General features: G+C 46.8%; 30 protein-coding genes and 1 tRNA gene. 12 read left to right on the forward strand and 19 right to left on the reverse strand.

From position 1 onward, the window contains the following. Nucleotides 1-450: 450 nt before the first annotated feature. The gene (locus tag D479_RS20295; protein WP_081594843.1) at nt 451-618 is read left to right on the forward strand and encodes a hypothetical protein; all 168 of its coding nucleotides are present in this window, start codon (nt 451-453) and stop codon (nt 616-618) included. Nucleotides 619-702: 84 nt separating this feature from the next. Here D479_RS20295 and D479_RS15240 read toward each other — a convergent pair. Beyond that, a tRNA-Val gene (locus tag D479_RS15240) sits at nt 703-775 on the reverse strand. Nucleotides 776-1,026: 251 nt separating this feature from the next. Between D479_RS15240 and D479_RS15245 the strand changes: the two genes are divergently transcribed. From D479_RS15245 to D479_RS15260, 4 genes are all read left to right on the forward strand, one after another. Further along, the gene (locus D479_RS15245; RefSeq protein WP_008638700.1) at nt 1,027-1,755 is read left to right on the forward strand and encodes an alpha/beta hydrolase-fold protein; all 729 of its coding nucleotides are present in this window, start codon (nt 1,027-1,029) and stop codon (nt 1,753-1,755) included. A 38-nt stretch (nt 1,756-1,793) separates the two neighbouring features. Beyond that, nucleotides 1,794-2,309, forward strand: coding sequence for a YjcG family protein (locus D479_RS15250; RefSeq protein WP_008638702.1), 516 nt, complete (start codon nt 1,794-1,796; stop codon nt 2,307-2,309). Nucleotides 2,310-2,318: 9 nt separating this feature from the next. Further along, nucleotides 2,319-2,738 (forward strand): GNAT family N-acetyltransferase, encoded by a 420-nt coding sequence (locus tag D479_RS15255; protein ID WP_008638703.1) that lies wholly within the window; start codon nt 2,319-2,321, stop codon nt 2,736-2,738. A 114-nt stretch (nt 2,739-2,852) separates the two neighbouring features. After that, nucleotides 2,853-3,530, forward strand: a complete 678-nt coding sequence (locus D479_RS15260) for a DUF421 domain-containing protein (protein WP_008638704.1) — start codon at nt 2,853-2,855, stop codon at nt 3,528-3,530. On the opposite strand, the gene D479_RS15265 is transcribed toward D479_RS15260, so the two are convergent. The 5 genes from D479_RS15265 to D479_RS15285 all read right to left on the reverse strand — a co-directional run bounded on the left by D479_RS15265 (nt 3,510) and on the right by D479_RS15285 (nt 5,637). Next, on the reverse strand, nt 3,510-4,421 hold the full coding sequence (locus D479_RS15265) for an MBL fold metallo-hydrolase (RefSeq protein ID WP_008638705.1): 912 nt from the start codon (nt 4,419-4,421) through the stop codon (nt 3,510-3,512). The two genes, D479_RS15260 and D479_RS15265, sit on opposite strands and share 21 nt — an antisense overlap. 22 nt (nt 4,422-4,443) lie before the next feature. After that, a complete protein-coding gene (locus tag D479_RS15270) occupies nt 4,444-4,731 on the reverse strand; it encodes a hypothetical protein (RefSeq protein WP_008638706.1) in 288 nt (95 codons plus the stop codon). A gap of 47 nt (nt 4,732-4,778) precedes the next feature. Continuing rightward, nucleotides 4,779-4,943 (reverse strand): hypothetical protein, encoded by a 165-nt coding sequence (locus D479_RS20800; RefSeq protein ID WP_193743891.1) that lies wholly within the window; start codon nt 4,941-4,943, stop codon nt 4,779-4,781. A gap of 50 nt (nt 4,944-4,993) precedes the next feature. After that, nucleotides 4,994-5,320, reverse strand: a complete 327-nt coding sequence (locus D479_RS15280) for a DUF1360 domain-containing protein (RefSeq protein ID WP_008638708.1) — start codon at nt 5,318-5,320, stop codon at nt 4,994-4,996. A gap of 68 nt (nt 5,321-5,388) precedes the next feature. After that, the gene (locus tag D479_RS15285; protein ID WP_008638709.1) at nt 5,389-5,637 is read right to left on the reverse strand and encodes a hypothetical protein; all 249 of its coding nucleotides are present in this window, start codon (nt 5,635-5,637) and stop codon (nt 5,389-5,391) included. A 190-nt stretch (nt 5,638-5,827) separates the two neighbouring features. Here D479_RS15285 and D479_RS15290 point away from each other — a divergent pair, with 190 nt between their 5' ends. Continuing rightward, nucleotides 5,828-6,331, forward strand: a complete 504-nt coding sequence (locus tag D479_RS15290; protein WP_008638711.1) for a CotY/CotZ family spore coat protein — start codon at nt 5,828-5,830, stop codon at nt 6,329-6,331. A gap of 39 nt (nt 6,332-6,370) precedes the next feature. Here the strand turns inward: D479_RS15290 and D479_RS15295 are convergent, their stop codons facing one another. From D479_RS15295 to mgtE, 4 genes are all read right to left on the reverse strand, one after another. Further along, complete coding sequence (locus D479_RS15295; protein WP_008638713.1) at nt 6,371-6,910, reverse strand: CotO family spore coat protein; 540 nt, start codon at nt 6,908-6,910, stop codon at nt 6,371-6,373. Nucleotides 6,911-7,062: 152 nt separating this feature from the next. Continuing rightward, nucleotides 7,063-7,842, reverse strand: coding sequence for an enoyl-ACP reductase FabI (fabI, locus tag D479_RS15300; protein WP_008638716.1), 780 nt, complete (start codon nt 7,840-7,842; stop codon nt 7,063-7,065). A gap of 115 nt (nt 7,843-7,957) precedes the next feature. Next, entirely contained in the window at nt 7,958-9,820 is a 1,863-nt protein-coding gene (locus D479_RS15305) for a monovalent cation:proton antiporter family protein (RefSeq protein WP_008638718.1), read from the reverse strand. 114 nt (nt 9,821-9,934) lie between these two features. Further along, on the reverse strand, nt 9,935-11,299 hold the full coding sequence (mgtE, locus tag D479_RS15310) for a magnesium transporter (RefSeq protein ID WP_008638720.1): 1,365 nt from the start codon (nt 11,297-11,299) through the stop codon (nt 9,935-9,937). A gap of 248 nt (nt 11,300-11,547) precedes the next feature. On the opposite strand from mgtE, the gene prpE reads away from it, so the two are divergent. Beyond that, entirely contained in the window at nt 11,548-12,279 is a 732-nt protein-coding gene (prpE, locus tag D479_RS15315; RefSeq protein ID WP_008638722.1) for a bis(5'-nucleosyl)-tetraphosphatase PrpE, read from the forward strand. A 57-nt stretch (nt 12,280-12,336) separates the two neighbouring features. On the opposite strand, the gene D479_RS15320 is transcribed toward prpE, so the two are convergent. Genes D479_RS15320 through D479_RS15330 form a run of 3 tightly spaced genes read right to left on the reverse strand, consistent with a single transcriptional unit; the run spans nt 12,337 to nt 14,673 of the window. After that, the gene (locus D479_RS15320) at nt 12,337-13,224 is read right to left on the reverse strand and encodes an RluA family pseudouridine synthase (protein WP_152413406.1); all 888 of its coding nucleotides are present in this window, start codon (nt 13,222-13,224) and stop codon (nt 12,337-12,339) included. After that, the gene (locus D479_RS15325) at nt 13,214-14,020 is read right to left on the reverse strand and encodes an NAD kinase (RefSeq protein ID WP_008638727.1); all 807 of its coding nucleotides are present in this window, start codon (nt 14,018-14,020) and stop codon (nt 13,214-13,216) included. Before D479_RS15325 ends, D479_RS15320 begins: the two co-directional genes overlap by 11 nt. 14 nt (nt 14,021-14,034) lie before the next feature. Continuing rightward, complete coding sequence (locus D479_RS15330; RefSeq protein ID WP_008638730.1) at nt 14,035-14,673, reverse strand: GTP pyrophosphokinase family protein; 639 nt, start codon at nt 14,671-14,673, stop codon at nt 14,035-14,037. Between the two features lie 132 nt (nt 14,674-14,805). On the opposite strand from D479_RS15330, the gene D479_RS15335 reads away from it, so the two are divergent. The 4 genes from D479_RS15335 (at nt 14,806) to D479_RS15350 (ending at nt 16,997) form a co-directional block, all read left to right on the forward strand. After that, on the forward strand, nt 14,806-15,387 hold the full coding sequence (locus D479_RS15335; protein WP_008638731.1) for a CYTH domain-containing protein: 582 nt from the start codon (nt 14,806-14,808) through the stop codon (nt 15,385-15,387). Between the two features lie 60 nt (nt 15,388-15,447). Beyond that, nucleotides 15,448-15,846, forward strand: coding sequence for a globin (locus D479_RS15340; protein ID WP_008638732.1), 399 nt, complete (start codon nt 15,448-15,450; stop codon nt 15,844-15,846). Further along, nucleotides 15,843-16,730, forward strand: coding sequence for a ClpXP adapter SpxH family protein (locus tag D479_RS15345; RefSeq protein WP_008638733.1), 888 nt, complete (start codon nt 15,843-15,845; stop codon nt 16,728-16,730). Before D479_RS15340 ends, D479_RS15345 begins: the two co-directional genes overlap by 4 nt. 87 nt (nt 16,731-16,817) lie before the next feature. Further along, nucleotides 16,818-16,997 carry a hypothetical protein gene (locus tag D479_RS15350; RefSeq protein WP_008638734.1) on the forward strand — a complete coding sequence of 60 codons (180 nt, stop codon included), beginning with the start codon at nt 16,818-16,820 and terminating at the stop codon, nt 16,995-16,997. A gap of 61 nt (nt 16,998-17,058) precedes the next feature. On the opposite strand, the gene pepF is transcribed toward D479_RS15350, so the two are convergent. The 3 genes from pepF to mecA all read right to left on the reverse strand — a co-directional run bounded on the left by pepF (nt 17,059) and on the right by mecA (nt 20,868). Further along, nucleotides 17,059-18,879: an oligoendopeptidase F gene (gene pepF / locus D479_RS15355; RefSeq protein ID WP_039871602.1), complete on the reverse strand. Its 1,821-nt coding sequence runs from the start codon at nt 18,877-18,879 to the stop codon at nt 17,059-17,061. A 73-nt stretch (nt 18,880-18,952) separates the two neighbouring features. Beyond that, the gene (locus tag D479_RS15360; RefSeq protein WP_008638736.1) at nt 18,953-20,080 is read right to left on the reverse strand and encodes a competence protein CoiA family protein; all 1,128 of its coding nucleotides are present in this window, start codon (nt 20,078-20,080) and stop codon (nt 18,953-18,955) included. A 95-nt stretch (nt 20,081-20,175) separates the two neighbouring features. After that, entirely contained in the window at nt 20,176-20,868 is a 693-nt protein-coding gene (mecA, locus tag D479_RS15365; protein ID WP_008638737.1) for an adaptor protein MecA, read from the reverse strand. A gap of 299 nt (nt 20,869-21,167) precedes the next feature. Between mecA and D479_RS15370 the strand changes: the two genes are divergently transcribed. Beyond that, nucleotides 21,168-21,833, forward strand: a complete 666-nt coding sequence (locus D479_RS15370; protein WP_008638740.1) for a TerC family protein — start codon at nt 21,168-21,170, stop codon at nt 21,831-21,833. A 69-nt stretch (nt 21,834-21,902) separates the two neighbouring features. Here D479_RS15370 and spxA read toward each other — a convergent pair whose 3' ends face one another. The 3 genes from spxA to D479_RS15385 all read right to left on the reverse strand — a co-directional run bounded on the left by spxA (nt 21,903) and on the right by D479_RS15385 (nt 24,594). Next, nucleotides 21,903-22,298 (reverse strand): transcriptional regulator SpxA, encoded by a 396-nt coding sequence (gene spxA / locus D479_RS15375; protein WP_008638741.1) that lies wholly within the window; start codon nt 22,296-22,298, stop codon nt 21,903-21,905. 286 nt (nt 22,299-22,584) lie between these two features. Beyond that, nucleotides 22,585-23,175 (reverse strand): GNAT family N-acetyltransferase, encoded by a 591-nt coding sequence (locus D479_RS15380; protein WP_008638742.1) that lies wholly within the window; start codon nt 23,173-23,175, stop codon nt 22,585-22,587. Nucleotides 23,176-23,370: 195 nt separating this feature from the next. Beyond that, complete coding sequence (locus D479_RS15385; RefSeq protein ID WP_008638743.1) at nt 23,371-24,594, reverse strand: putative glycoside hydrolase; 1,224 nt, start codon at nt 24,592-24,594, stop codon at nt 23,371-23,373. Between the last annotated feature and the right edge of the window lie 38 nt (nt 24,595-24,632).

Consider the following 24,632-nt stretch of genomic DNA (forward strand, 5'->3'; position numbering starts at 1 on the left):
AGGGGAGAAATAAAAAAATGGAGAGAAAAATGTACAAAATTGTAAAAAGAATAAGAGTATTTAATGAAGCGAATCAAAGAAGGAACTAAGAACCGCACGGGGCTTTTAAAAGAAATAGTATTAACGGAATATAAGGGAAACTAACAATCCTTCGGGATTTTGTTCGTCCCTATCGTACCCGACCAAAAAACAAGCTACTGTCAGGTATGAAACACACTGTGTCAGCTTCTGTAATGATTATAGTAAAGAAGCTAAACATGGAAAACCTACGACTAAAAATGAAGGTGGAAGAATACTGGAACGAACCTAATCACTCATGGCTATTTTGCAATGAGGATGGCACGCACTTCTACCCTACGACTCCTACCACCTGGTGACGTAGATTTATGAAAAGAAAGAATATACGTTACATTCGCTTACAAGATCGATCTTCGGCACACTTCAGCAACGATGCTCATTAACCAAGGAGTAAACGTAAAAGTCATTTTAGAAAGGTTAGGATATGCGGATATAAGAATTACGATGGCTACTTACGGTCATGTGTTAGAGGCAGCTGATCAAGGAGCGGCTAATAAGATGGATAGTGTTTTTTCGAAGAGCAAGGAAGGGGTAATTTAAAATTTCGGCCACAGGTGCTGAAATAAATAGAAATGACGCAGCCTCTCCTTTTGAGAAACTGCGCCATTCCAGCACTTTGTAAGATGATTCCGATTGGGCTCGAACCAACGACCTCCACCCTGTCAAGGTGGCGCTCTCCCAGCTGAGCTACGGAATCGTATGTAGTATTTTGTCGGCGTTTCCTGCTGACAAGTAATAATATACTATGGATCGAGAAAGATGTCAACGGATATTAAAAATATTTTTAACAAAATGTAAATTCCCTTCTTTTCCTCCATTAAATCCTCCTTTCTCTTCCATTCAACTTTTTACACAATAGTATGATAAAATAAGTGAGAACACGTTTACATTGGATATAGGAAGGGAAATTTTTTGTGAATTTCCCTGTTGTGAGGAGGTGGCTGGAATTTGGGTAGGGAAGGATCCATGACAGAGTATGAAATAGAAAGTGTCTACTTACAGGAGACGATGAAGCTGAAGGTGTACAAGCCGAAGAATTTCTCCTCCTTGTATAAATACCATTTCTGTATCATGCAGGATGGAAACGACTACTTCCAAATGGGACGGGCGGCGACACTCAGTGATAAGCTGCACCGCGACAACCGGATAGAGAATACGATTTTCATCGGCATCCATTATCAGGATAAGTACGACCGCCGTGAAAAGTATCATCCGGACGGTTCACGTCAGGGCGATTATGTGAATTTTCTCATTCGGGAAGTCGTTCCGTTTCTTGATGAAGAGCTCCCCGGCTACCATATGGGCCGTGGACGCACGCTTGCCGGAGATTCGCTTGCCGGCACGCTCGGCTTGATGACGGCAGCCAAGTTTCCGAATATTTTCGGTAATGTTATTGCACAGAGTCCTTATGTGGATGAGCATGTAATGGAGGTACTGGCGTCCGCCCGCGACTTCTCCGCGCTTACGATCGACCATACGATCGGCAAGGAAGAAACATCCGTTGTCACGACAGACGGAGACACGCTGGATTTCCTTACTCCGAACCGCGAGCTCCGCGACTTTCTTGAACGTCAGCCGCTCAGCTATACGTATCATGAATTGGACGGAGATCATACATGGGGCTCTTGGCAGCAGGATTTTGAACGTGCTTTGTTGAACATGTTTGGGAAAGAATAATGGAAACATATAAAGGAAGAATCAGGAGGGTTAGCCTAATGAAATACGGCATTGCAGTTTTTCCATCGAAAAAAGTCCAGGATGTGGCGAATTCTTACCGCAAGCGTTACGATCCCCATTATGCGCTTGTTCCCCCGCACATTACGATGAAGGAGCCGTTTGAAGCGGATGAGGCGGAAATTGAAAACACCATCATCCCTGAATTGAAGGAAATCGCTAAAGAAACACAGCCTTTCTCCTACGGCGTCTATAAAGTCAGCTCTTTTTCACCGGTGACCAATACTATTTATTTGAAGATCGATCCATCCGAAGAGATCTTCGCTTTGAACGATAAACTACATGCCGGCCAGATGCCGGAAGAGCGTGCGTATCAATTCGTTCCGCACATCACGATCGCCCAGAAGCTTTCGGATGAGGAATTCTCTGATGTATACGGCAGCCTGCGTATGCTTAAATTCGATCTTCAGGATGAAGTGGACCGCTTCCAGCTTCTTTATCAATTAGAAAACGGTGCATGGAGCGTTTATGAAACGTTCCGCCTCGGCCAAGGGTGATCTGCTTTGATGGACATCGTTAAAGTCACCAAAGACAGCCAGCGTCAGGATGCTTATTATGTCAGGCGCACGGTTTTCGTAGAGGAACAGCACGTCCCGGAGGAATTGGAGATTGACGAAATGGAAGAATCGGCGATTCACTTCGTCGGATATGAGAGCGGAGAACCAGTCGCCGCGTCCAGACTCCGCTTCGTGAACGGGTATGGGAAGCTCGAGCGAATCTGTGTCATGAAAGATCAGCGCGGCCGTTCATACGGCAGAAAGATGATCGAAGAAATGGAAGCCGTGACGCGTGAATACGCGTACGACAAAGCGAAATTGAATGCACAGACCCAGGCAGAGAAATTTTATGAATCGTTAGGATATGTCACCATATCCGGGGAATTCATGGATGCCGGCATCCCGCACGTGACCATGGTCAAAAACTAAGCTGAGAAAAAGCCGCCTTCCCGGCGGCTTTTCTTTTGCCTTCTACTTCTGTTTAAGCATACATTTTTTTGACTACAATGGAGCGTATAAGAAGTTATAAGGGATCGTGACAATATGGATTATATAAACATCACAATAGAAACACTGTTCGGCTTTGTCGCCCTCTTCATCATGACAAAAGTACTCGGTAAATCACAAATTACACAGATTACGGCGTTCGACTTCATCGCGGCTCTTGTCCTAGGGGAGCTGGTCGGTAATGCTCTCTATGATCCGGAAGTCGGCGTCCTTGATATCGGGTATGCCATCCTATTATGGAGCATTCTTATCTATACGACGGAAATCATCACGGAGAAGTTCAAAGGGACAAGGAAACTGCTTGAAGGTATGCCCTCCCTGATCATCTACAAAGGAAAAATCGACAGAGAGCAGTTGAAGAAAAACAAACTCGATCTCGACCAGCTCCAACACCTGCTTCGTTCGAAAGACGTGTTTTCCATGAAGGAAGTCCAGTATGCTCTTTTGGAAACGGACGGTACGATGTCTGTTTTGAAGGCATCGCAGTTTCAGAACGTGACGAGGGACGATATGAAACTGACACCGGAAGAGGTGCCGCTGCCGAGGACCATCATCAGCGACGGTGAGATCATTTGGGACAACCTGATGGAAGCTGGTTTTGACGAAGCCTGGCTCGAGCGCCAGCTGAAGGCACAGAATTACAACGAGCCTAAGGAAATCATGTATGCAGAATATACAGACGGCGACAAACAGTTATATATTCTCAGCATGTGAAGCAGAGTGGAACATCCAGCGGTTCCCCTCCACGCGGTCCTCGATGAGGCCCGCTTTTTTTAATCCGATCAAATAGGCCGTAACGGCCGTCCTATATAAAAGAAACTGGGAAAGCCCCTTCGTTTCCACTTCGTACCGGCTGCACATCGCCGTGATCACCTCTTCCTGTGATACTCCGTCACGGCTTCTGATAAATCGATGCAGCCAATGGAGAATTCCTTCATGATAGGCGATATTTGCATCAATTACAGCCGTATGATCTGTTTCATACTCCCCGTGCCCCGGAAGGGATCCTTCACATGGAATATCCCGAAGCTGCCGAAGACTCTCCAAAGCAGCATGTGCATCTGTTAAATAAGGGATTTTGTGCTTATGTAAGGTATCGGTGCCGAAATAGCTGTCGGCCGCATATAACACCCCTTCCACTTTAATACCGAGCTGATGATAGCTGTGGCCCGGAAGAAAAAACGCCTCCCCTTCCATCTCCCCTATTGGAAATTTCCCTGCACCTACCACATCGTCTATCCGAACAGGCGGCCCCTGCAGAAACTTATTGTTGAGCTCTGGAACCGGATCGTTGCCACCGGACAAATAAAGCGGCTCCAGCTGCGGATAGCGTAAGACAGCCTCTTCAAGCGGAGCAGCCATCGTATGGACATCATACTGTTCCTGCACATACGATGCGCCTCCGTAATGATCCGCGTGTGCGTGCGTAATAAAAAGGTGCGTCAATGGAAGATCCCTTTTCCTGATCTCCTTGAGCACCTTTTTTATAGAAGAGCGGTCGAGTCCCGCGTCTATAAGCAGACCACTCTCCCCTTTATTTACATAGCCGATATTGACGGAACCTTCCCAGTAGAAACAATGGTCGTTTATCGCAGTAAATGACACGTCCTCCACCCTTTCAGCGTTTTCATACTTCTTCGCTGAAACGGCGTCCTTTTCCTGTCATTTCCGAGAAAACATTTTCCACTTTCTTCGGAGACGGCTGCTCGGATGCATGAAAGCGGCCGGATGTGTATAGCGTTGAGAGCGGTTCATACTTCTGCTTTTCTACCTCCGGATGATCACCGTGTCGGAGCTTTGATGCGAGGTCCGCCTGAAAAACCTTCTCTATGCCATATGATGTCCGGTGTGCTTCCACGACCCGTTCCTGATAATCCTGATACTGATAGAAATGGACCGGCAGAATATATCCCATCCTGCTCCCTCCTTTTTCTTTCTATACCCGCATTCCGCCTATGCTACTCACTCAAAGAACCCTTCCATTTTTCCTATTTGTTTATTCAGGAAAGCTTCCATGTCCGTCATCCGCTTATCGAAGCGCCCCTCCCAGGCTTGGAAGTCCTTCTCCCACTGGCCGAATTTCTTCTCCGGTTGACGGATGATGCCATAGTTTTTCGACGTTTCCATATTTATTTCCTGCAATACATCAAATAACGTCTTATCCTTTTTTTCCTCACTCACAGCCGATCGGTCCACAAGTACAACATCGACTGGATCCCGGCGACGGCTAACAGCCAGATGAGCCATTCTCCGTAAGGAACAATCATATAGAAGAGAAGCATTAACAGCGAGGACCAGACACCGACACACCACTGGCAGCTGAGACCTTCCCCGATAAACCCTTTCGGTTCAATCCACTCTTCCTCGATTCCCTCTTCATTCTTGACGATTTTTGTTTCCATAAACGGTTTACGGAGCCATTCAAAGATATAGTCCGCGACCAACAAACGGGTCAAACGGAAGCTGGCCAGACCGATCAACAGAAATTCAAACACACTTAACATATACCTTCATCCTCTCCATGAAGAAAAAGCCACTACGCTTTTGGTAGTGGCCGACAAACCGAAACGGATCAGAACCAGCGGAATCCTCCGCGGCGATCTGAAGATTCATCATCTTCTTTTTTATGGTGTTTTTCTCTGGAGCTGCTTTCTTCTGCAGCCTCTTCTCTATGCCGGCGTCCCCCGAAAAATGGATCGACGAAATCGTCTCTGTCCTTTTGACCGTGATGGTCAGGACGATGGTGCTGTGGTTCGATGATGACGTTATCTGCTTTAATGATAAGATCCTTCACATGGATGACCTTTTTCTTTTCAGACATTCCATTCACTCCTTATTCGAATTCACTGTTAATCTATGGCGTTTGCCCTGATTGGGTATAGTCGTCTGCCCATCCATGGAAAAAAACTTGCCGTTTTGTTGAAAAGGGTCAAATGCCCACACCGACAAAGCGCACCGACATATTGTAGTAAAGACGATACGTCAATGCGTATGGAAAGGGGAAAATAATAATGAGCTGTGGTAAAAATTACGATTCAGGCTCTTGTGTAATCGATATTCTTAAAGATATCGTCGATGCACAGAACGATGTGATGCATGATTGCACAACAAGCTGTGAGCGGTCAATCGCTGATCTTCTAGGTGACACGGGCGGAGGTTCCGGATTCGATACGGTTCCTGTCATCCTATACTGCAAAGATGGATGCAAACCTTTCAAAGGATACGGTTCTAAGCGAAGCGGAGAAGGCTGTGACGTAAGAGGAAGCTTCTTCTTCCGCGTTAAATCCGTAGACAATGACGGATGTGCAATCCTCGAACTTCTATTCGCCGACCGTTGGCACCGCGGGGATGACGAAGAGAGTGGAGACGAGGACTTCCGTGGAAAACACGACTGCGATCCTAAATCTCCAGCAGACCAAAGCTGCCGCAACCTGCGCGCTTCCGGAATCTGCATCACGGTTGATTTGAACTGCTTCTGCCACGTAACTTGTCTGCCGGCAGCAGCCACACTATAAAACAAAAACCGCGCCCACAAAGCGCGGTTTTTTATGCATTTAGAAACCGAGAAGACGGATGTCCGTTATGTCCGCAAAGGGAACCGTCCGCTCGAACGGCCGCTGGAACACTTTCATATGCACCACACCATCCTGATAATCGGTGATGTAGCCTTTGTACTGCTCTTCCGCTGTTTTCACTTCACACTTCATCTTCGGCACGTGGGGAGAAAGCTTGAAGAAATAGTTCACTTTCTCTTCCAGGGACAACTCATGGAACCCCTGCCTTCGTTCCCGCGACGTAGGAGTCCGCTTCTCTTCCTGTCCCGCTTTACTGGCAGGAGGATCGCCGGGTGCTTGTTCCTCCTCCTTCTTGAGCTTCGACAATTCTTCCACATGCGGTGCTTGTTGACGGCGCATCCTTGTCTCTTTCTCTTGAGCCGATGTTTCTTTCGCTGCCGGTTCCGCTGATGGCACACTCGCGTCCACCGACTTCCGCTGCGTCCGGAAGCTCGTTTGCATCGGAACTTCCGCCGGCTTCAATTTTGGCTGTACAATATAAAGCATTGGCTGCTGTGCAAGGCGTTTCTCTTCGGCCATAGGGATCTCTCCTTTTCCATTCGATCATCATTCTATGTATATGCCCAAGTTCCCTTTCATGTTCACTTTTCCTGCATTATGACAAAACCTTTCCATCAAAAAAACGCCTTCCTGATTAGAGAAAGGCGTTTTTCCTATGATTAATTGGATTTTCAGTAGGCGACGGTACTGAAGCCGCCATCAACGTGAATAATTTCTCCGGTCACTCCGCGGGACAAATCACTCATGAGGTAATACCCGGTATCCCCCACTTCCTCCTGCGTCACAGGACGGCGGAGCGGAGCACGTTCTTCAATGACCTGAAGAATCTGATTGAAGTCCCCGACACCTTTGGCGGACAAAGTACGGATCGGACCTGCCGAAATGGCATTGACGCGAATGTTGTGTTTGCCTAAATCATTGGCCAGGTACTTCACGCTCGCATCCAGACTAGCTTTGGCTACACCCATGACGTTGTAGTTCTTCACGACCTGTTCTCCGCCGAGATATGTCATCGTAAGGATGCTGCCGCCCTCCTTCATCAACGGTTGGGCTGCCCGTGCAACAGCCGTTAAGGAATAGGAGCTGATGTTATGGGCCGTCAGGAAACCGTCCCTGCTTGTGTTCAAATACTCATTCTTCAGCTCTTCCCTGTTGGCGAAAGCGATACAGTGCGCAAGTCCGTGGATGACGCCTACATCTTGTCCGATTTGTTCAAATGTCTGGATGATCGCTTCATCGTCCGTTACATCACACTCATATACAAGGGATTCCGGTCCGCCTTCCAATGTATCAGCAAGGTCTTGCACAGCTTTCTTGAAACGCTCGGATGCTACGGTGAAAATGAGACGTGCTCCTGCCGCATGCAGCGACCTTGCTATTCCCCAGGCGATGCTCCGCTTGTTAGCGACACCCATGACGACGTACGTACGATTTTCCAAAGAAAAATTCATCCGTTAAATCCTCCTAAATTAGCATTTGATATTAGTACCTGCTCCTATTTTAACGGAAAGGCTTACATATGACAATGTACAAAAAAGAGCCTCCCAATCATTGGGAGGCTTCTTCTCAGCACCATTCACAGTATTCTAATTCTGCTTTTAATTCTTCTACATATTCATGGGAACCGGTGACAATCAGGCGGTCACCCATTTTCAGTTCGGTATCTCCATGAGGGACGATGGAATCTTTTCCTCGGAAGATACGAACCATAATTACGTCCCCGGTGAAAGGAAACTCACGGAGGTGAGTGCCGTTATAAATGGAATTATTCATATTGATCTGATACAACGCGTTCTCCTGAGTTGTGAGGATATCCAGGACATTCGGCGCTTCGATCATGGCTTTAAGCAATGCTTTCGTCGACAGGAATACAGAGAACACACTTACGTTCAAGTCCTTCATTTCCTGAGCGAGGTCGGTGGATTCGATTCTTGCGATGACGCGCTCGACTCCCTGCTCTTTCGCAAAGCGGGCAATCTTGGCGTTCCGCTCTTCATCCCCTGTCGATGCGACGAGAAGGTCGACATCGAATACTCCGATTTCCTTCATCTGCTCGACATCATAGTCATCGAGCTCCTTGATATCGAAGCACTGCCTCGTAATCCGGTCATCAATCTTATCCATTTTCATATGATAGAGGTGCGTTTCATACGCGTTGACGTCAAGCTCTCTCACGACCGGCAGCGTCATCCGGTTGGAACCGACGAAAGAAACGACCGTTTTGTGGTCTTCCTCTTCAAATCTGCCGTAGATTTTCTTGAAGAGAATCGGTCCGATCAGGCATGTCAAGACGGCGACGAGAATCAGCGCGCCTTCCATCTGATCATCGATCATTCCTTCACGCTTCCCGATCGCCGCTGCAGCGATGACAAGGGAAAGCGTCGAAGTGAGGATGAATCCCGAACCGAATACGGTCTTCATGTCATACCACTTGCTGAGAAGCAGGGCAGGTACGACCTTGGAGACGAGCAAGGCCAAGAACAAGAGCGGTATTAAAAGAAGCACTCTCGTATCTGTAAACAAGCTCCAAATATCGATTTCCACACCGACCATTACGAAGAAGATCGGAATAAGGAAACCGTAACCGAAGCTGTCCAGCCGCTTGACCATTTCCGGGTTTGGAGACAATAGAGATACTAACGTCCCGGCAAGGAACGCACCGAGGATGTTTTCTGCCCCTACCTGTTCCGACAGGGCTACAAGCAGAAGGATCAGCGTGAAGACCGCACGGGTATCGATCTGAATCGTCCCTTTGGTCATCGTTTCTACATAGGACTGATGACGGAACTTCTTGCCAATGTAATAGAAAAGCACACCGGCTGCGAACAGAATCAACAAGAGCCACGTATTTCCTCCGCTCTCTCCATAAATGGAGACAAATACCGCAAGGAGAATCATCGTCACCAGGTCTGCAATGACGGCGATCAACAGAATCGTCTGTCCGATCGTTGTCTTCATCATTTGGGCATCTTTCAAAGTAGGAACGACGACACCAAGGGATATTGTTGAAATAATCAACGTCATTAAGAAGGCATTATCGATGAAGCCGGCCCATACGAAGGCGAACGATAAGGCCAGGGATATGACGAAGATCCCCAGGAATACAAGCGTCGCCACCCAGACCGGGTTCGGAGCACCAGTATTTTGGTTTTCCGGTTTTGCTTTCTTTTTCTTTCTTGCGAAAATCGAAAAATCAATCTCCAGACCGCTTAAGAACATCAGGAAGATGAACCCAAGCGTCGAGAGTATTTCAAGCCAGCTCCCCTGATCAACGAGGTCAAATCCACTTTGACCAATGATCAAGCCGACGATAATTTCAGCTACTACCACCGGTATCATCGTTAATTTAAATCGGTGTAGTAAAATTGGTGTAAGGAATGCGGCGATAATGACAATAACGAGCGAAGTTACTGAAGCACCATGTTCCATACGTACCCCCCTCTCCAACTATTCCTAGTTGATGATTTTTTATATTTATCATCTTCTTTCTTCTATACTGCCTATTCCTTCATGTTTTCATTTCCCAATTCTTTACGTATCTGCTTAAATAAGCAGGTTCATGAAGGCGGTGGCCATTCCGAAATAAATAAGAATGGAAATTAAGTCGTTCAGCGTCGTAATGAACGGGCCGGAAGCAACTGCCGGATCGACGTTCAGGCGGTGCATGATCAGCGGTACAAGGGAACCAGCCAACGTAGCTACAATCAGCGTCAATAGAATGGATAGTCCAACGAGGACACCCAGGAAAAAGTTCCCCTGCCATATATATACAATCAACATCATGAGAACACCGCAGACAATCCCGCTGATTAAACCCGTTCCCGCTTCGCGCATCATCATTTTGATTTTTCCCTGTTTTTCAAATTCACCAGTTGCAATACCGCGAACGGCGACGGCAAGCGCCTGTGTGCCGGTATTCCCCCCCATTCCTGCAATCAGGGGAATGAAGATCGCTAAAATGGCGACTTTATCCAACGTTTCTTCAAAACGACCGATCAGACTGGCGGTCAAACTGCCGAGGAAAAGCAGAATGATCAGCCATGGCAGCCGTTTCTTCGCTGAGGAAAAGGCATTATCATCCGGACTGTCAACATCAGAAATGGCGGCGAATTTAGAATAGTCATCACTCGCCTCTTCTTCCATGACGTCCATAATATCATCGACGGTGATGATTCCGAGCAGATGGTCCTGGAAGTCCACGACCGGCAGGGCCAGGAAATCGTAGTCACGAACCATCCGTGCTACTTCTTCCTGATCATCTCCCACTGAGACCGATACCACCCGTTCATTCATCACGTCGGCAATCAGCCAGTCTTCTTCCGAAATAATCAAATCCCTTAAGGAGATAACTCCTGCAAGACGCTTATCCTCATCAATGACATACGTATAGTAAATCGTCTCGGCGTCAGGTGCTTCGGTTCTTAAATGGACCATCGCTTCTTTGATGGTCATGGTCGCATTGACCACGACATATTCCGTCGTCATGATCGACCCGGCTGTTTTTTCTTCATAATGAAGCAGATCCTTGATTTCATCCGCTGCTTCTTCGTCCATGATCGTCAAGAAGCTTGCCACTTTGTCCTTATCCAATTCATTAAAGATGTCGACTGCATCATCGGCGGACATTTCTGCAAAGACCTGGGCGGCGAAGGTCGGATCCATTTCGGAGAAGAACGGTTCAATCTCTTCATAATCAATATGTTCCATAAAATCCGCTACTTCTTCCGGTGACAGGTACGTATAAATCTGCAGACGAACGTCTTCGTCCCTGCCTTCGAATATCCTTGCTTGATCATATGGATGTAGTTCCAAGAACTCCGCCCGGAACTGATCGATATGATCATTGAACAGCGCATCTTTGATATTCGCCCAGACCTGCTGGCGTTCTTGGTCATCTAAGTGTTCCATAAGCAACCCTCCCCGGCGTCTATTTCATTTTTGACCGTTTAATCTTAATGGCGTAAAGCCCTTTTGTCAACGGAAGTCATTTTTTTGTCATTTTTCTTTTTGCTTCGACCAAAATCCTGCATAATCGTAGTGTAACAGAAGCCTGCTCAGGATGGGAGCGAAATACTGAATGGCGGCTGGAGAAAAGGTTTACAATTGATTAGGATGGGAAAAATAGGAGCGATATATAGAAGAAGGGACGAATTTGAATGGCCTACGATATCATTGGAGATGTTCACGGATGTCTCGACGAACTGAAGCAGTTGTTTGCAGAGCTCGGGTATGACTGGCATTCCGGAATACCGGTACATCCAGAAGGACGCATACCCGTATTCGTCGGTGACATAACCGATCGGGGACCTGATTCGATCGGCTGCATCCGTCTCGTAACGGAGCTTGTCGAACAGGAGAAAGCCCTCTATGTACCAGGCAATCATTGCAACAAGCTCTACCGTTTTTTTCTTGGTAACGGTGTTCAAGAGAAACACGGACTGGAAACAACGACAGCAGAATACCGCAGCCTGCCGAAGGAAGAACAGAAGGAGATTAAACATCGGTTCAAACAATTATATGAGCAGGCACCGCTCCACCTGATACTAAAAGATGCACATGCAGTAGTGGCCCACGCCGGTATCCGGGAAGAAGATATCGGTCGAAAAAGCAAACGAATAGAGACATTCGTCTTATATGGCGACATTACGGGAGAAAAGCTTCCAGACGGAAGGCCGGTAAGGCGGGACTGGGCTCAGGAATATCACGGAGACCGCTGGATCGTTTACGGCCATACCCCGGTCCGTGAGCCGCGATTTGTCAATCAAACCGTAAACATCGACACCGGCTGTGTTTTCGGCGGGGACTTGACGGCCTTTCAACTTCCGGAGGAAACGATCGTCCGTATCCCTTCGTCTATGCCGTTCATGGAAGAGAAATTCCGCTATTAAAAAATCCGAACGACTTTGCTTTCTTCCTGTAAGGCATGCAAAGGGTCGTTCGGATTTTTATTTTTCTTTCATGTAACTGCTCCATATGGAAGGGGCTTTAGAATCGAAGCTCATAGACTCTCCTGTCCAAGGGTGCTGCAATTTAAGATGATAGCAGTGAAGCGCCTGCCCTGCCAGCTTATCTGCTTGTCGCGCCCCATAAAGGGTATCACCGACCAGCGGATGCCCGATATGTGCCATATGGACACGAATTTGATGCGTTCTTCCCGTCAACAGCTGAAAGGCAACTTTGGACACCTTGCCACCCGTCTCCAGCACATCATACATCGTTTGTGAAGGCTTCCCTTCCGGGTCAACCGTTCTTCGGATGATGGAATCGTCCGCTCTCTCAATAGGTGCGTCGATTAACCCCTTTTCCGGTTCCGGTAGGCCTTCCACCAATGCTTGATAAAAGCGGTCCACCAGTTTAGCCTTTCTCGTCAGCAGCATGTGACTGTATGCATGTTTCGCGACCAGCATCAGCCCCGATGTGTAGGTGTCGAGTCTCGTGACAATATGGACGGTGCATGGGTGACCGATTTCCTCATAATAAGCAATCAGATGACTGGCAATGGACGGTTCCTTTTTGTAAGGAGGAACGACGGCAATGCCGGACGGTTTATCCAATACAAGAATATCCTCATCTTCATAAAGGATAGCAAGCGGACCTTCCACCGGCTCAATTGCTCCCCGTTCTTCTGCAGGGAACAGGATCGTGAGCGTCGAGGCGCCTTTCAAAGGCTGCCACATTTCCGCTTCTTTTTCATCGATGAAGATATGTCCGTTCATGCGGACCCGCTTAAGAAGCTGACGGGAGAATCTGCCCTTCCCCCGCAGGAAGTCCCTTACCGATCGTCCCGCGTCGGACGGGTCGATGTCCCACTTCTTTTTGATATTACTGCTCATGCTCATCTGCGACAAAGGAATCGTGAACCCTTTTCCAGAACGGGAACGGACGGAAGCGGGCGAAGCGAACCTTCTCTTCTGCTACACGGAACTGAATCGATTTCACATCTTTGTACGTACGGGAAATATGATCGAGCGTGAAAAGGAAGCTCCGGTCGTTCTTCGGCTTGAACATGCAGGTGTGATGGCTCGGCAGAATCAACGGCGAGCCGATCGTCCGGAAGACACGGTTGTTGATGGATGCCATTTCCGCAATCTGGAAGGCTTCCAGCGACGGATGAAGGATGGCTCCTCCCAATGCTTTGTTATAAGCCGTACTACCGGAAGGAGTCGATACACAAAGACCATCTCCACGGAACGTTTCAAAATGATCGCCTTTGATCTCGATATCCATGACCACAGATCCTTCTGCCGTCTTGATGGTACACTCATTCAAAGCAAGGTAGCGATCTTCTTCTCCGCCTCCGTGCGGACGGATCGTTACTTCCAGGAGAGGGTACTCCACCACTTGGAACGGTGTTTTGGCGATTTCAATGATCAACTTCTCCATTTCTTCCGGCATCCAGTCGGCATAGAAGCCGAGGTGGCCGGTATGGATACCGATGAAGGCTGTTTTATCAAGGCGGTGGACATAGGTGTGGAAGGCTTCCAGCAACGTACCGTCCCCTCCTACAGAAATCGCTAAATCCGGTTCCTCTTCGCTGTATTCCAACTGGAATTCGGTTAAATAGCTTTTTATTTTGCTGCGGATTTCATTCGATTTCTTATCTCCTCTGGACAAGATGGAGAACTTCATCGGTGACCACTCCTTTACGAATTGTTCGTATTCTTCTTTTGTTCTTCTTTCTTCATGAAGACGCGCTGCGCTTCCTGGACTTCGCTCTTGATCTTTGACATCTCTTCATCCAGCTGAAAGGCAGCTTCTCCAGCCCGCTTCAGGCGGGACTTGATTTCTGAAGGTATTTTTCCCGAGTATTTATAATTCAATGAGTGCTCGTTCGTCGCCCAGAAGTTCATCGCCAGCGTGCGGATCTGAATCTCTGCCAACACTTTCTTCTGGCCGTGGATCGTTTCCACAGGATAGAGGATGACGACATGAAAAGAACGATATCCACTGTCTTTCTTGTCCGAAACATAGTCCTTCTCCTCGACGATTTCAAAGTCCTGCCTGTTCCGCAGCATGTCGACAACGGCATAGATGTCGTCCACGAACTGTGTCATCACACGTACGCCGGCTATATCCTGCAGTTCATCTTCAATATTCTCCGGATTGATGCCCTTCCGTCTTGCCTTCTGGACAATGCTTGACCGGGGCTTGACTCGGCCTGTTACGAATTCAATCGGCGACTGCTCTTCTTCGTACTCGAACTGCTTCCGCATTCCCTTTAATTTGATTTTTAATTCTTCCACCACTTGTATATAAGGTGCCATAAATATTTCCCAATTCATTCAGCGCCCACCTTTATGTATCCAATCTTCATAGTAATTATGTGCGTTTTCTTTCCTATTCATTGTATCATAAAGTATAGCGACGGAATAAGCAGTACGTCTGACTATTTCCCATAATCAGGAGGTTTTTACATGTCCCAGGAAATTGAAATCGAATTCAAAAATCTGCTAACAGAAGCGGAGTATAACCGTATTTATCAGTTTCTCCCATTCGAATCGGTTGAACTTATGGAACAAACCAATTATTATTTTGAAACAGGTGACGGGCAATTGCGGGGGAAGGGCGCTGCACTAAGGATCCGCAAGAAAAACGGCTCCTGGACCATGACTTTGAAAGAGCCTCACAAGGACGGACTTTTAGAGACTCATGCACCTTTGACAGAAGAGGAAGCGAACCTATGGATCCAGAACAAAGGTCCGAAGAAAGCAGATATCTCCCGTCAATTGGAGGGGCTCGGCATCGATCAGGACCGCCTTCACTACCTCGGTTCGCTTACCACACGGAGAAAAGAACTGCCTTATAACGGAGCTCTTGTCGTTCTTGATCACAGTCTTTATTACGATAAGGAAGACTACGAACTGGAAGTGGAAGCTCCATCGAAAGAGGCAGGTTTACAGGTCATCAAGCAAATTCTGGAGGCGTGCAAGATTCCCGAACGGCAGACAGATAATAAGATCAAACGCTTCTACCAAGCCAAGCTGCAATCAGAATAGTTGCCGTCCACACCTCCCCATTGCTAAAATGGACTCACAGACAGGACAGGAAGGGATTATATGCAACAACGTGGTACGATTTTCGATGAAATAGGAAAAGATAAAATCGATCAGCTCGTCGAGGCTTTTTATGCACGGGTACAGAAGCACCCGGACTTAGTACCGATTTTCCCCAATGATTTCAGCGAAACCATTCGTAAACAAAAGCAATTTTTGACACAGTTTTTTGGAGGTCCGCCCCTCTATGTAGAAGAGCACGGTCATCCGATGCTCAGGGCGAGACACCTGCCATTTGAAATAACTCCAAAGAGAAGAGATGCCTGGCTGTCATGCATGTCGGGAGCCATGACGGAAGTGGGCATAGAAGAACCCCACCGCTCCTTCATGTTTGAGCGATTAACGATGACAGCCAACCATATGATGAATACACCTGAGGATGAGAAAGGAGAATCGATGTGAGTTGGAAAAGCTTGAGCAGTGAAAAAGAGACAAATACCACAACAAGCGGCTTCTTCGATTTATTGAAACGGCCTATAGAAATTTATGTCTTCATCGATCCTCTCTGCCCGGAATGCTGGTCCATGGAACCTTTTCTCAAGAAGCTCAACATCGAATACGGCCGCTTCTTCACCATAAAACCGATCATCAGCGGCAAGCTGGCTAATCTGCATCAAAATAAAATGAAGAAACCGGAAAATCTGAAGCAGGCCTGGGACCATACGGCGTCCCGTACAGGTATGTGCTGTGACGGCGATGTCTGGCTGGAAAATCCCGTCGCTTCCCCTTTCGCAACGGCTCTCGCAGTCAAAGCAGCGGAATTGCAGGGGAAAAAAGCAGGCATGCGCTTTCTTCGCAAAGTACAGGAATATGTATTCCTTGAGAAGCAGGACATCTCTGATGAGAAGGTACTCATCGAATGTGCGGAACAGAGCAAACTGGATGTCAGGGAATTCAAGAAAGACATCCATTCAGATGCTGCGAAACGGGCCCTCCAATGCGACTTGAAGCTCGCTCATGAAATGGAGGTTGATTCCACGCCGACCATCGTCATTTTCAATGAGTCAGAAGAAGACGCCGGACTGAAAATTACCGGACTGTATGCTTACGATGTGTACGTGAAAGTGTTGAAAGAAATGCTTCAGAAAGATCCAAAGCCTGGTGTAAAGCCCGCTTTGGAGGATTTCTTGCAACACTATCGCTTCGTAGCGAATAAGGAGATCGCCGTCGTGTACGACTGGACGGAACAGGAAGCGAAACGGGAAATGAAGAAGTTGGTCCTGAAGCAGAAAGCAAGAGAAGTGCCTGTCAAACACGGTACTTTCTGGAAATATATGAACTCTTGAACAGTAACAGCTCCCGCATCCAGCGGGAGCTGTTTTTACATAGAATCCCCCTGACAAGCATAGGATGATTCAAGGAGGTGTGTCTGTATGATGAAACTATGGATGGCGGTCCTTTTTCTTCTTATCATTCTGATGCTTCTGCTGCTTCACCTGCTCGCCTTAATGAAGATGTTCCCGTTATACGTCACATCGCCGCTCCTCTTTGCAGCTATCTACCTGACTATTTCCCTGTTTACTCACAAGAAAACCTTCCGAGGTTTTAAATGAGCACGCTACATAGTTTTTCAAAAAAAGAAGCGCCCGGAGCAGCCCGGACGCTTCTTTTCCTTTATGCTTTCTGCAGCAATTGTTCCATTTCATTCAACTTCTCTTCAAACACGTCCAGTGCAGCAAGAATCGGATCTTTGGAGGTCATATCTACGCCGGCGCGTTTCAACACCTCGATCGGGTAATCACTGCTGCCCGCCTTAAGGAAGCTCTTATAGCGGTCGACCGCTGGTTCGCCCTCTTCCAGGATCTGCCCCGCCAGTGCCTGTGCGGCTGCATAACCTGTAGCATACTGATAGACGTAGTATCCCATATAGAAGTGCGGGATGCGCGCCCATTCCAATCCGATATCGTCATCAATGACGATATTGTCACCGAAATACTTCTTATTCAAATCATAATAGATTTCTGTCAGCTTACCGGCTGTAAGAGCCTCCCCGTTCTGGGCCTGAATATGAATTTCATGCTCGAACTCCGCGAACATCGTCTGACGAAAGACGGTTCCCCGAAAGCCTTCCAGAAAATTATTCAACAGGTACAGCTTTTCCTTGTCACTGTCAACTTTGTTCAAAAGATGATCGTTCAACAGCGCTTCATTACAAGTAGATGCAACCTCTGCCACAAAGATGGAGTAGTTACCGTAACGATATGGCTGGTTCCGGTGCGTGTAGTAACTGTGCAGGGAGTGGCCGAGCTCGTGAGCAAGGGTGAACAAGTTGTTCACGTTGTCCTGCCAGTTCATAAGGATGTAAGGGTTGGTACCGTAGTGGCCCGAGGAATACGCACCGCTCCGTTTTCCTTTATTCTCTTCGACATCGATCCACCGATCTTTAAATGCTGACTGAAGGATCTCTCCGTACTCTTCTCCAAGCGGTTTCAGCCCGTCCAGCACAAGCTTCTGCGCTTCTTCATAAGAAACTTCCATTTCCGCATCCTTAACAAGCGGTGTATATAAGTCGTACATATGCACTTCATCCAACCCGAGGACCTCTTTACGCATTTCTGCATAACGATGTAATAAAGGCAGGCGTTCATGAACCGCTTCAATCAAATTGTCGTATACGGATTCAGGGATGTTGTTGTTATCAAGCTTCGCCTGACGAGCCCGGTCATACTTCCTTACCGTCGCATTGAAATTATTCTTCTTCACATGCCCGCTGAGCGTGGAAGCGAACGTATTCTTAAAGGAACCGAACGTGTCGTACATCGCTTCAAACGCACGCCTGCGTACATCTCTGTCATCTGATTTCAAGAATCCGACATAGCGGCCGTGCGTGAGCTCCACGTCTTCCCCCTTCTCGTTTTTAATCACAGGGAAAGTAATGTCCGCATTGTTAAGCGCTCCGAAGGTCTGGGAAGGATTCGCCCCGATTTCCGAAAAACCAGCCAACAGCTTCTCTTCCTGTTCACTGAGCACATGTGCCCGCTGCCGCGTAATCTCATCAAGGGTGTGTCTGTATAATTCCAACGGCTTGTAAGTATCAAGGTATCTTTTAACCGTACCTTCCGGCAGCGCAAGAATTTCAGGAACGATGAAGCTCATCGCAGAGGCGAGTTTGGTAAACAGCGATTCCGCTTTCGCATTCATCTCCTGATAATGAGAGTTCGTCGTATCCTGATCGTTCCTCATATGGGCATAAGTATATAGACGGCCGATGCGATTCGAAATTTTGTCCTGGAAATCAAGCAGTTTGTAAAGCTGCTCGGCCGATGCTCCTAAATTCCCCCGATAGTTGTCCAGTTCGGGAAGCATTCCCTCAATCGCTTTCAGCTCTTCATACCATTTCTCATCCGTTTCAAATATAGCTTCGAGATCCCACGTTTTTTCTACAGGAATCTCCTCACGTTTTGGTAATTGTTTCGTTGAAGACATGTCCAACATCCTCCTTCATAAAAAGATCATCTTATAATGGTTTCTCGATTTTTCAAGTAATCCCTTCACAAACCGAAACATTTTATAAACGCCCCAGCTGTGCTAAGGTTTGTTCGTCTTCCTTTAGTCCGGCTTCCATATGGGTATGGAAGGTCAGCTGCCTGTTCTTCACCCACTTATTCTTCCCTGTTTTACGCACGATATTTAAAGCGTGGAGCTGCTCTAAATACTGCATGGAAAGCGAAGGCTGATAACCATTGATCGTCTCTGGGACTTCCACTTCGGGTAATTCAATGATTGTTTCATACGATGCAGGAAGAAAATGTTCAATCAAAAGTTTCGTCTGCCATAGATACGCCTTCCCTCCCAGCTGTACCTGTCCCGGCACCGGGAGAAATGCAGCACTTGGAATCAAAGAGAAGTGAAGACCTTTTAAGTACAAATACTGGCGGTATTGACGCTCGGAAGAACTTTCCTCTTTACGGTAAACCGTGCGATTAACATACCACATCTGCTGTAAATAATCATGGAAAACGTTTCTAGGAAAGGGGGCTGGGGAGGAGAATAACTGCGGAAAAGAGAGGTGTGAAAGAGGGACTTTCTTTATGCTGCCTATCGTCATTCCCATACCGAGAGAGCCTTGCGGATAGACGAGAATTATCTCTTGTTTAGAAATATCGAGAAAAAACAGTTGGTACCCGTGAGGGAAGTGATACATGCAAGTACGGAGGAAATCATTGAGGATAAAGCGATGGGGGCCTTTTTGACAAAAGTGACGGCTGCTGAGAATCCACAAAGGGAAGATTCCCATCGATTGATACGCTTTTGTTCGTTTTATAATGTCTTTTTGGGGAATGCGTGAACATTGGTACTCCAAGGCGATCCGTCTGCGCGGCAGAGTCAGCAATACGTCCGGGCGCTTCCCATTCGAAAGCCTCTTCTCTATTGCTGCCTCCTGCCCCTGCTGTTTAAGCCAGTGGAACAGCTGCCACTTTCCGCGCTCATGCTCCTCTGTTTCCCCTCCACTCCCTGCCGCACACTCACTGTCAGGACGATGGGCGAAGTGCGGGGTCACCTTATTTCCGGCTCTGATCAGGACTGGCTCCTTACATACAGGGCAATGGTACGTGTCGTTTCTCATGGAATCAATCATACTTTTAGATACTTGGTACAGGGATAGAATTTCCCCTTTGCTGTCTAACGCATACATCAACAGCTTCACCTCCACCCCTACCTTTCGACAAAAGAAAGTCCTTCCCCTTTTTATCAAATAAAAAAAGCACACAAAACTGTGTGCTTCTTGCATCAATCAACAGGGAAGTGCTGTTTGATGGAAGATAAGGCGTCTGCTTCGAATATGGTTTTCCCATACTCTTCAAGCCTGTGTATAGTCAGAGAAGATTCCTGGCCATACTCCATCAATTGACTCAGAATATTTTCCTGGTCGTCATCACTCATATTTTCATCTTGGAATTGAATATATAGATAGTATCGATCCTCGAAATGGAACAACTTCTGCTCCATACTTTCCGGTGAAGATACGTAGTGACTTAATTGAATGATGTCTTCGAAATCCTGGAACTTCAACGTAAATGCTAAAGGCTCGTCAGAATCGATTTCCTCATCCTCATCTTCATCATCCTGATCATCTTTCGCATGGAATTTATCATCCAATAATGATTCCAGCTTATCGTCAATCGGCAGATCGATTTCTTTCCCGTCTTCCTGAGGCAGTTCAAGCTTTTGGCCGTCTTGAGACACTTGGGCTTTCGTGACAATTACCTCTAGGCCTTTGTCCATTGCCTGTACTTGAATCCAAAGCGGACCATCCGCGTGGAAATTCTCCTGGTCGTTGACTTCATCCATCATTTCCCAGAACAACTGCTCACTGCGCTCACGGTTATACCAGATCTCTTCTCTGTCGAAACCTCTTTGCTCAACATCTTGATATGTTACGTAAAACTTCACGGTGTTTTCATTGATACGTTCAATTTCCATAACGTCTCTCTCCCTTCTTATCATGTTTTAAGGGGGAAGGGAACACTCACCCTTGCGTTCGTTTTAGAACCTTACCCGTTAGGCCCTGGCTTCAACCGTTGAGATGTGTAGAAAGTAAGGGTTGATGTATTCCTATTGTATGACAGGAATGTCTAAATGGAAAACAAATTGCTCGAATTCAGCATATAACCATATAAGACATGAATATCATGACAATAAGGCCGTCTTACCGGGTGGTTGAGTTATCATTTTAGCCTATTCCCCTAAGTTTGTCACTACATAGCCAGGAGGATTATCACATGAACTGGGACTTGCTTGAACCACTGTTGATCATCATCAGTATCGATATTATTCTCGGCGGAGATAATGCGGTCGTCATCGCACTCGCGAGTCGAAACCTCCCCCCGGAACAAAGGAACAAGGCCATCATCCTCGGGACAGGCCTCGCGGTCGCCGCCAGGGTGCTGTTAACGATGGTTGCTCTTTATCTTCTCCAAATTCCTTATCTTCAATTAATCGGAGGGCTGTTACTTTTCTATATCGCCATCAAACTCTTGACAGACAATGACGAAAACGACCATATCAAAGCCGGTGACAGTCTGTTCGCAGCTGTTAAAACCATCGTCTTCGCCGATATCGTCATGGGATTCGATAATGTGCTTGCCATAGCAGGTGCCTCGCACAACAACATCATCCTCGTTGTGATCGGTCTGCTCGTTTCCGTCCCAATCATCGTTTGGGGCAGCAGGATTATCCTTCATTTAATGGACAAGTTCCCGATGCTCATCTATTTCGGTGCCGGCATTTTGACCTTTACAGCGGCAGAAATGGTGCTGGAAGACCGCCATGTCCTCCACTTTGCAGAGCAAATGCCGATCATCCACCAAGTGTTCGCTCCTTTCATGGTCATTTTGGTTATTACACTAGGATATTTCGCGAACAAAAGGAAGGGAACGGCGATATGAAAACCGGGCTCGAACCATATAAAAAGAAAAAAGCTGGAAAGGCTACCGCCTTCCAGCTTTCTTCATTTATTAATTGACTAAGCGTTGTGCTTCTTTCAATTGGAACGTACGAACGCTGCGTGGAAGGAATCGACGAATTTCGTCTTCGTTGTATCCTACTTGCAGACGTTTGTCATCCAGAATGATTGGACGGCGCAGCAGACCAGGGTTTTCTTGAATAAGATCGAACAAATCCTGCATCGGCAGCTGGTCAAAGTCCACTTTCAATTTTTGGAATACCTTAGAACGTGTGGAAATGATCTCTTCCGTTCCATCCTCAGTCATACGAAGGATTTCCTTGATCTCGTCCAACGTTAGCGGCTCAGAAAAAATATTTCGTTCCGTATAAGGAATATCGTGCTCTTCAAGCCAAGCCTTTGCTTTACGGCATGATGTACAACTTGGTGAGGTATAAAGTGTAACCATATAGATACTTCACTCCTCAATAATTTATGGTGTTATTTAATTACTTCTTTCTTTGTAATCAATATAATCTAACCTTGATTCTACTATAACACATCTGTCAAGCATTATCTATATAAAGTTCAACAAATATGTGACAATACGATTCAAAGCGCGTTTCCTTTAAAGAATTACCCGTTTTATCACACCGTTAAACATAAAAAACAACCATTCTGCATTTTTTTCATTTTCAACTACGTGTTTTTATTGAAAATACCCGCCTTAGGATGGCGGGTATTTGTTCTATAGATCAGTTTTTCGTTTTGTCCAATTCCTTTATGATATTCTCCACATCTCTATCTTCATCTCTGGTCAGCACTTCATCCACGTGCTGATACGATTTCCCGTAGAACTCTTCGTCCTTGTAAGTATGGATTTCCGTGTACATCGCTTTCATTTTTTCGTAAATCTCTTCTTCGGAAGCATCTTCCGGTGACCAGTAGAGAATTTCCATGGCATTGACTTCGTTCGTTGCAAGAGACCTTCGTGTATAACCAATGGATTGGGCGTGTTTAAAGCCTTCCCTTTGATAGAAGCGGAGTCTTTTCTCCGTATCCGTGTCGGTATAATCGACCGGTTCTACTTCCAGGATGATCGGCTTTCCTTTCGCTTTCATTTTCTTGATGAGTTTGTGACCAAGTCCCTGACCACGTGAAGCAGAGGAGACATATACATAGTCGATGAAAAGGAAAGTATCGAACTCGGCATACATTAAAACGTGATGCTCTCCTTCATCTTTAAAATATACGTCGCTTTTCTCTTTCAATAGTGCTTCCATGTGTTCTTTTGATTTCATTTCCTCAACAGGAAAATACTCGTTCAACTTCTCATACCAATTCATTGATCTACTCCCTTACAATTTGTCCCTTTTATTATAACGAATAATTCAACTTATGTTAAATGGCGCCGGATGCGCTCCTGCTGTTTTTAGGATATGGAACTGCCATCGATCTATTCAAACGGCCACAAGTATTAATACCCTGTTCTCAAGAAGATCAAACACCAAAAAAGGACCAGATCCCTCTGGTCCTCCCCTTTAATTCATCGGCGTATAATCGACATTGCTGGTGTAATTGTTACCGGCATTCCAAAGCAGGAATTCATCAATACCGTTTTCATTCAACGCTTTGATCTGTGCTTCCACCTCGGCTTTTCCGTACTGCTTCGTCGCTCCCGAATACAGCCACGGCGCCTCGAAATCCTGAAGCCAAGGGCGGGAGGTCGGTTTGTCATCCAGTTTCCCCAGCACTTCATTTTCCACCTTGGCATATTCATCAATTAGACGGTACGGTTCTTCGTCGGGTTTGGCAATTCCGAAGTAGGACCCCCAGTGACTTGGATAGATCATTGATGAAATGACATCGACATTGCTTGATATTTTCGAGAAGTTCTGTCCGATATTCGGAGCTTCCGGAATCGTCGCCGCATAGCCGAAGATGTCAACAGAGACATCGACATCGTAGGCTTTCAATTCACCCTTCGCATATTCGACGAAATCGGTGACCGCCTGGACTCGTTTCTGTACATGATCCATCTCCAAATCCGCATACTTCCCTTGACCGTATGTAAGGATGTCTTCCCTTTCTCCGAAACCTTCCGGGAAACGGACGTAGTCGTACTGGATTTCCTCGAAGCCGAGCTCTGCCGCCTGTTTGGCAAGCTCCACATTATACTCCCACACTTCTTCCATGAACGGGTTCACGAAAGATTCCCCTTTGCCGTTCTTCCACACTTGACCGTTTTCTGTAAAAGAAAGGTCCGGTCTTTTTTCAGCGAGCAGACTGTCCTTGAATACGACAACACGTGCGATAGGATAGATACCTTTCGATTCAAGCTCCTCAAGCATCGCCCGCGGATCATCGATGAACGGCTCCGCCACTTCTGCATAAGGGGACCCTTCTTCCGGCTCAAACGTGATGTTTCCATGGTCTTCTTTAATATCGATTACCATGGCATTCAATTCTGTATCCTCCACGAGCTTCGTAAGTTCTTCCATCTTCGCACCGCCTGCTGAAGGACCTGTTACATAAATCCCCCGGACGGCATCCGGATACTCGAAGTCAAGTCCCGACTGATACGTGAACCTTGCTGCTTCCCCGGAATCCGGCAAGGCTTTAATTCCAAGCTGCCGTTCCGTCATGATGCCGGCTTCTCTTACTTCTTTATTATCTTCCTCTTCTGCCTGGACATAAGAGAACGGAAGAACCACTCCTGCCAGAATGGCAGCCGCACATATCCCAAGCCTGCGAAATTTCCTCATTAATAACCTACTCCCCTATCCTCTAGATACTCTTCATT

This window comes from Halobacillus sp. BAB-2008, from assembly GCF_000328325.1.
Taxonomy (GTDB): domain Bacteria; phylum Bacillota; class Bacilli; order Bacillales; family Halobacillaceae; genus Halobacillus.

Bases quoted from the DNA above. Each gene is read 5' to 3' on its own strand.
- D479_RS20295 (WP_081594843.1), top strand. From the start codon at position 451: ATGCTCATTAACCAAGGAGTAAACGTAAAAGTCATTTTAGAAAGGTTA.
- D479_RS15250 (WP_008638702.1), top strand. From the start codon at position 1,794: ATGAAATACGGCATTGCAGTTTTTCCATCGAAAAAAGTCCAGGATGTG.
- D479_RS15255 (WP_008638703.1), top strand. From the start codon at position 2,319: ATGGACATCGTTAAAGTCACCAAAGACAGCCAGCGTCAGGATGCTTAT.
- D479_RS15260 (WP_008638704.1), top strand. From the start codon at position 2,853: ATGGATTATATAAACATCACAATAGAAACACTGTTCGGCTTTGTCGCC.
- D479_RS15270 (WP_008638706.1), bottom strand. From the start codon at position 4,731: ATGGGATATATTCTGCCGGTCCATTTCTATCAGTATCAGGATTATCAG.
- D479_RS20800 (WP_193743891.1), bottom strand. From the start codon at position 4,943: ATGGAAACGTCGAAAAACTATGGCATCATCCGTCAACCGGAGAAGAAA.
- D479_RS15280 (WP_008638708.1), bottom strand. From the start codon at position 5,320: ATGTTAAGTGTGTTTGAATTTCTGTTGATCGGTCTGGCCAGCTTCCGT.
- D479_RS15285 (WP_008638709.1), bottom strand. From the start codon at position 5,637: ATGTCTGAAAAGAAAAAGGTCATCCATGTGAAGGATCTTATCATTAAA.
- D479_RS15290 (WP_008638711.1), top strand. From the start codon at position 5,828: ATGAGCTGTGGTAAAAATTACGATTCAGGCTCTTGTGTAATCGATATT.
- D479_RS15295 (WP_008638713.1), bottom strand. From the start codon at position 6,910: ATGGCCGAAGAGAAACGCCTTGCACAGCAGCCAATGCTTTATATTGTA.
- fabI (WP_008638716.1), bottom strand. From the start codon at position 7,842: ATGAATTTTTCTTTGGAAAATCGTACGTACGTCGTCATGGGTGTCGCT.
- D479_RS15305 (WP_008638718.1), bottom strand. From the start codon at position 9,820: ATGGAACATGGTGCTTCAGTAACTTCGCTCGTTATTGTCATTATCGCC.
- mgtE (WP_008638720.1), bottom strand. From the start codon at position 11,299: ATGGAACACTTAGATGACCAAGAACGCCAGCAGGTCTGGGCGAATATC.
- prpE (WP_008638722.1), top strand. From the start codon at position 11,548: ATGGCCTACGATATCATTGGAGATGTTCACGGATGTCTCGACGAACTG.
- D479_RS15320 (WP_152413406.1), bottom strand. From the start codon at position 13,224: ATGAGCAGTAATATCAAAAAGAAGTGGGACATCGACCCGTCCGACGCG.
- D479_RS15325 (WP_008638727.1), bottom strand. From the start codon at position 14,020: ATGAAGTTCTCCATCTTGTCCAGAGGAGATAAGAAATCGAATGAAATC.
- D479_RS15330 (WP_008638730.1), bottom strand. From the start codon at position 14,673: ATGAATTGGGAAATATTTATGGCACCTTATATACAAGTGGTGGAAGAA.
- D479_RS15335 (WP_008638731.1), top strand. From the start codon at position 14,806: ATGTCCCAGGAAATTGAAATCGAATTCAAAAATCTGCTAACAGAAGCG.
- D479_RS15340 (WP_008638732.1), top strand. From the start codon at position 15,448: ATGCAACAACGTGGTACGATTTTCGATGAAATAGGAAAAGATAAAATC.
- D479_RS15350 (WP_008638734.1), top strand. From the start codon at position 16,818: ATGATGAAACTATGGATGGCGGTCCTTTTTCTTCTTATCATTCTGATG.
- pepF (WP_039871602.1), bottom strand. From the start codon at position 18,879: ATGTTGGACATGTCTTCAACGAAACAATTACCAAAACGTGAGGAGATT.
- D479_RS15360 (WP_008638736.1), bottom strand. From the start codon at position 20,080: ATGTATGCGTTAGACAGCAAAGGGGAAATTCTATCCCTGTACCAAGTA.
- mecA (WP_008638737.1), bottom strand. From the start codon at position 20,868: ATGGAAATTGAACGTATCAATGAAAACACCGTGAAGTTTTACGTAACA.
- D479_RS15370 (WP_008638740.1), top strand. From the start codon at position 21,168: ATGAACTGGGACTTGCTTGAACCACTGTTGATCATCATCAGTATCGAT.
- spxA (WP_008638741.1), bottom strand. From the start codon at position 22,298: ATGGTTACACTTTATACCTCACCAAGTTGTACATCATGCCGTAAAGCA.
- D479_RS15380 (WP_008638742.1), bottom strand. From the start codon at position 23,175: ATGAATTGGTATGAGAAGTTGAACGAGTATTTTCCTGTTGAGGAAATG.
- D479_RS15385 (WP_008638743.1), bottom strand. From the start codon at position 24,594: ATGAGGAAATTTCGCAGGCTTGGGATATGTGCGGCTGCCATTCTGGCA.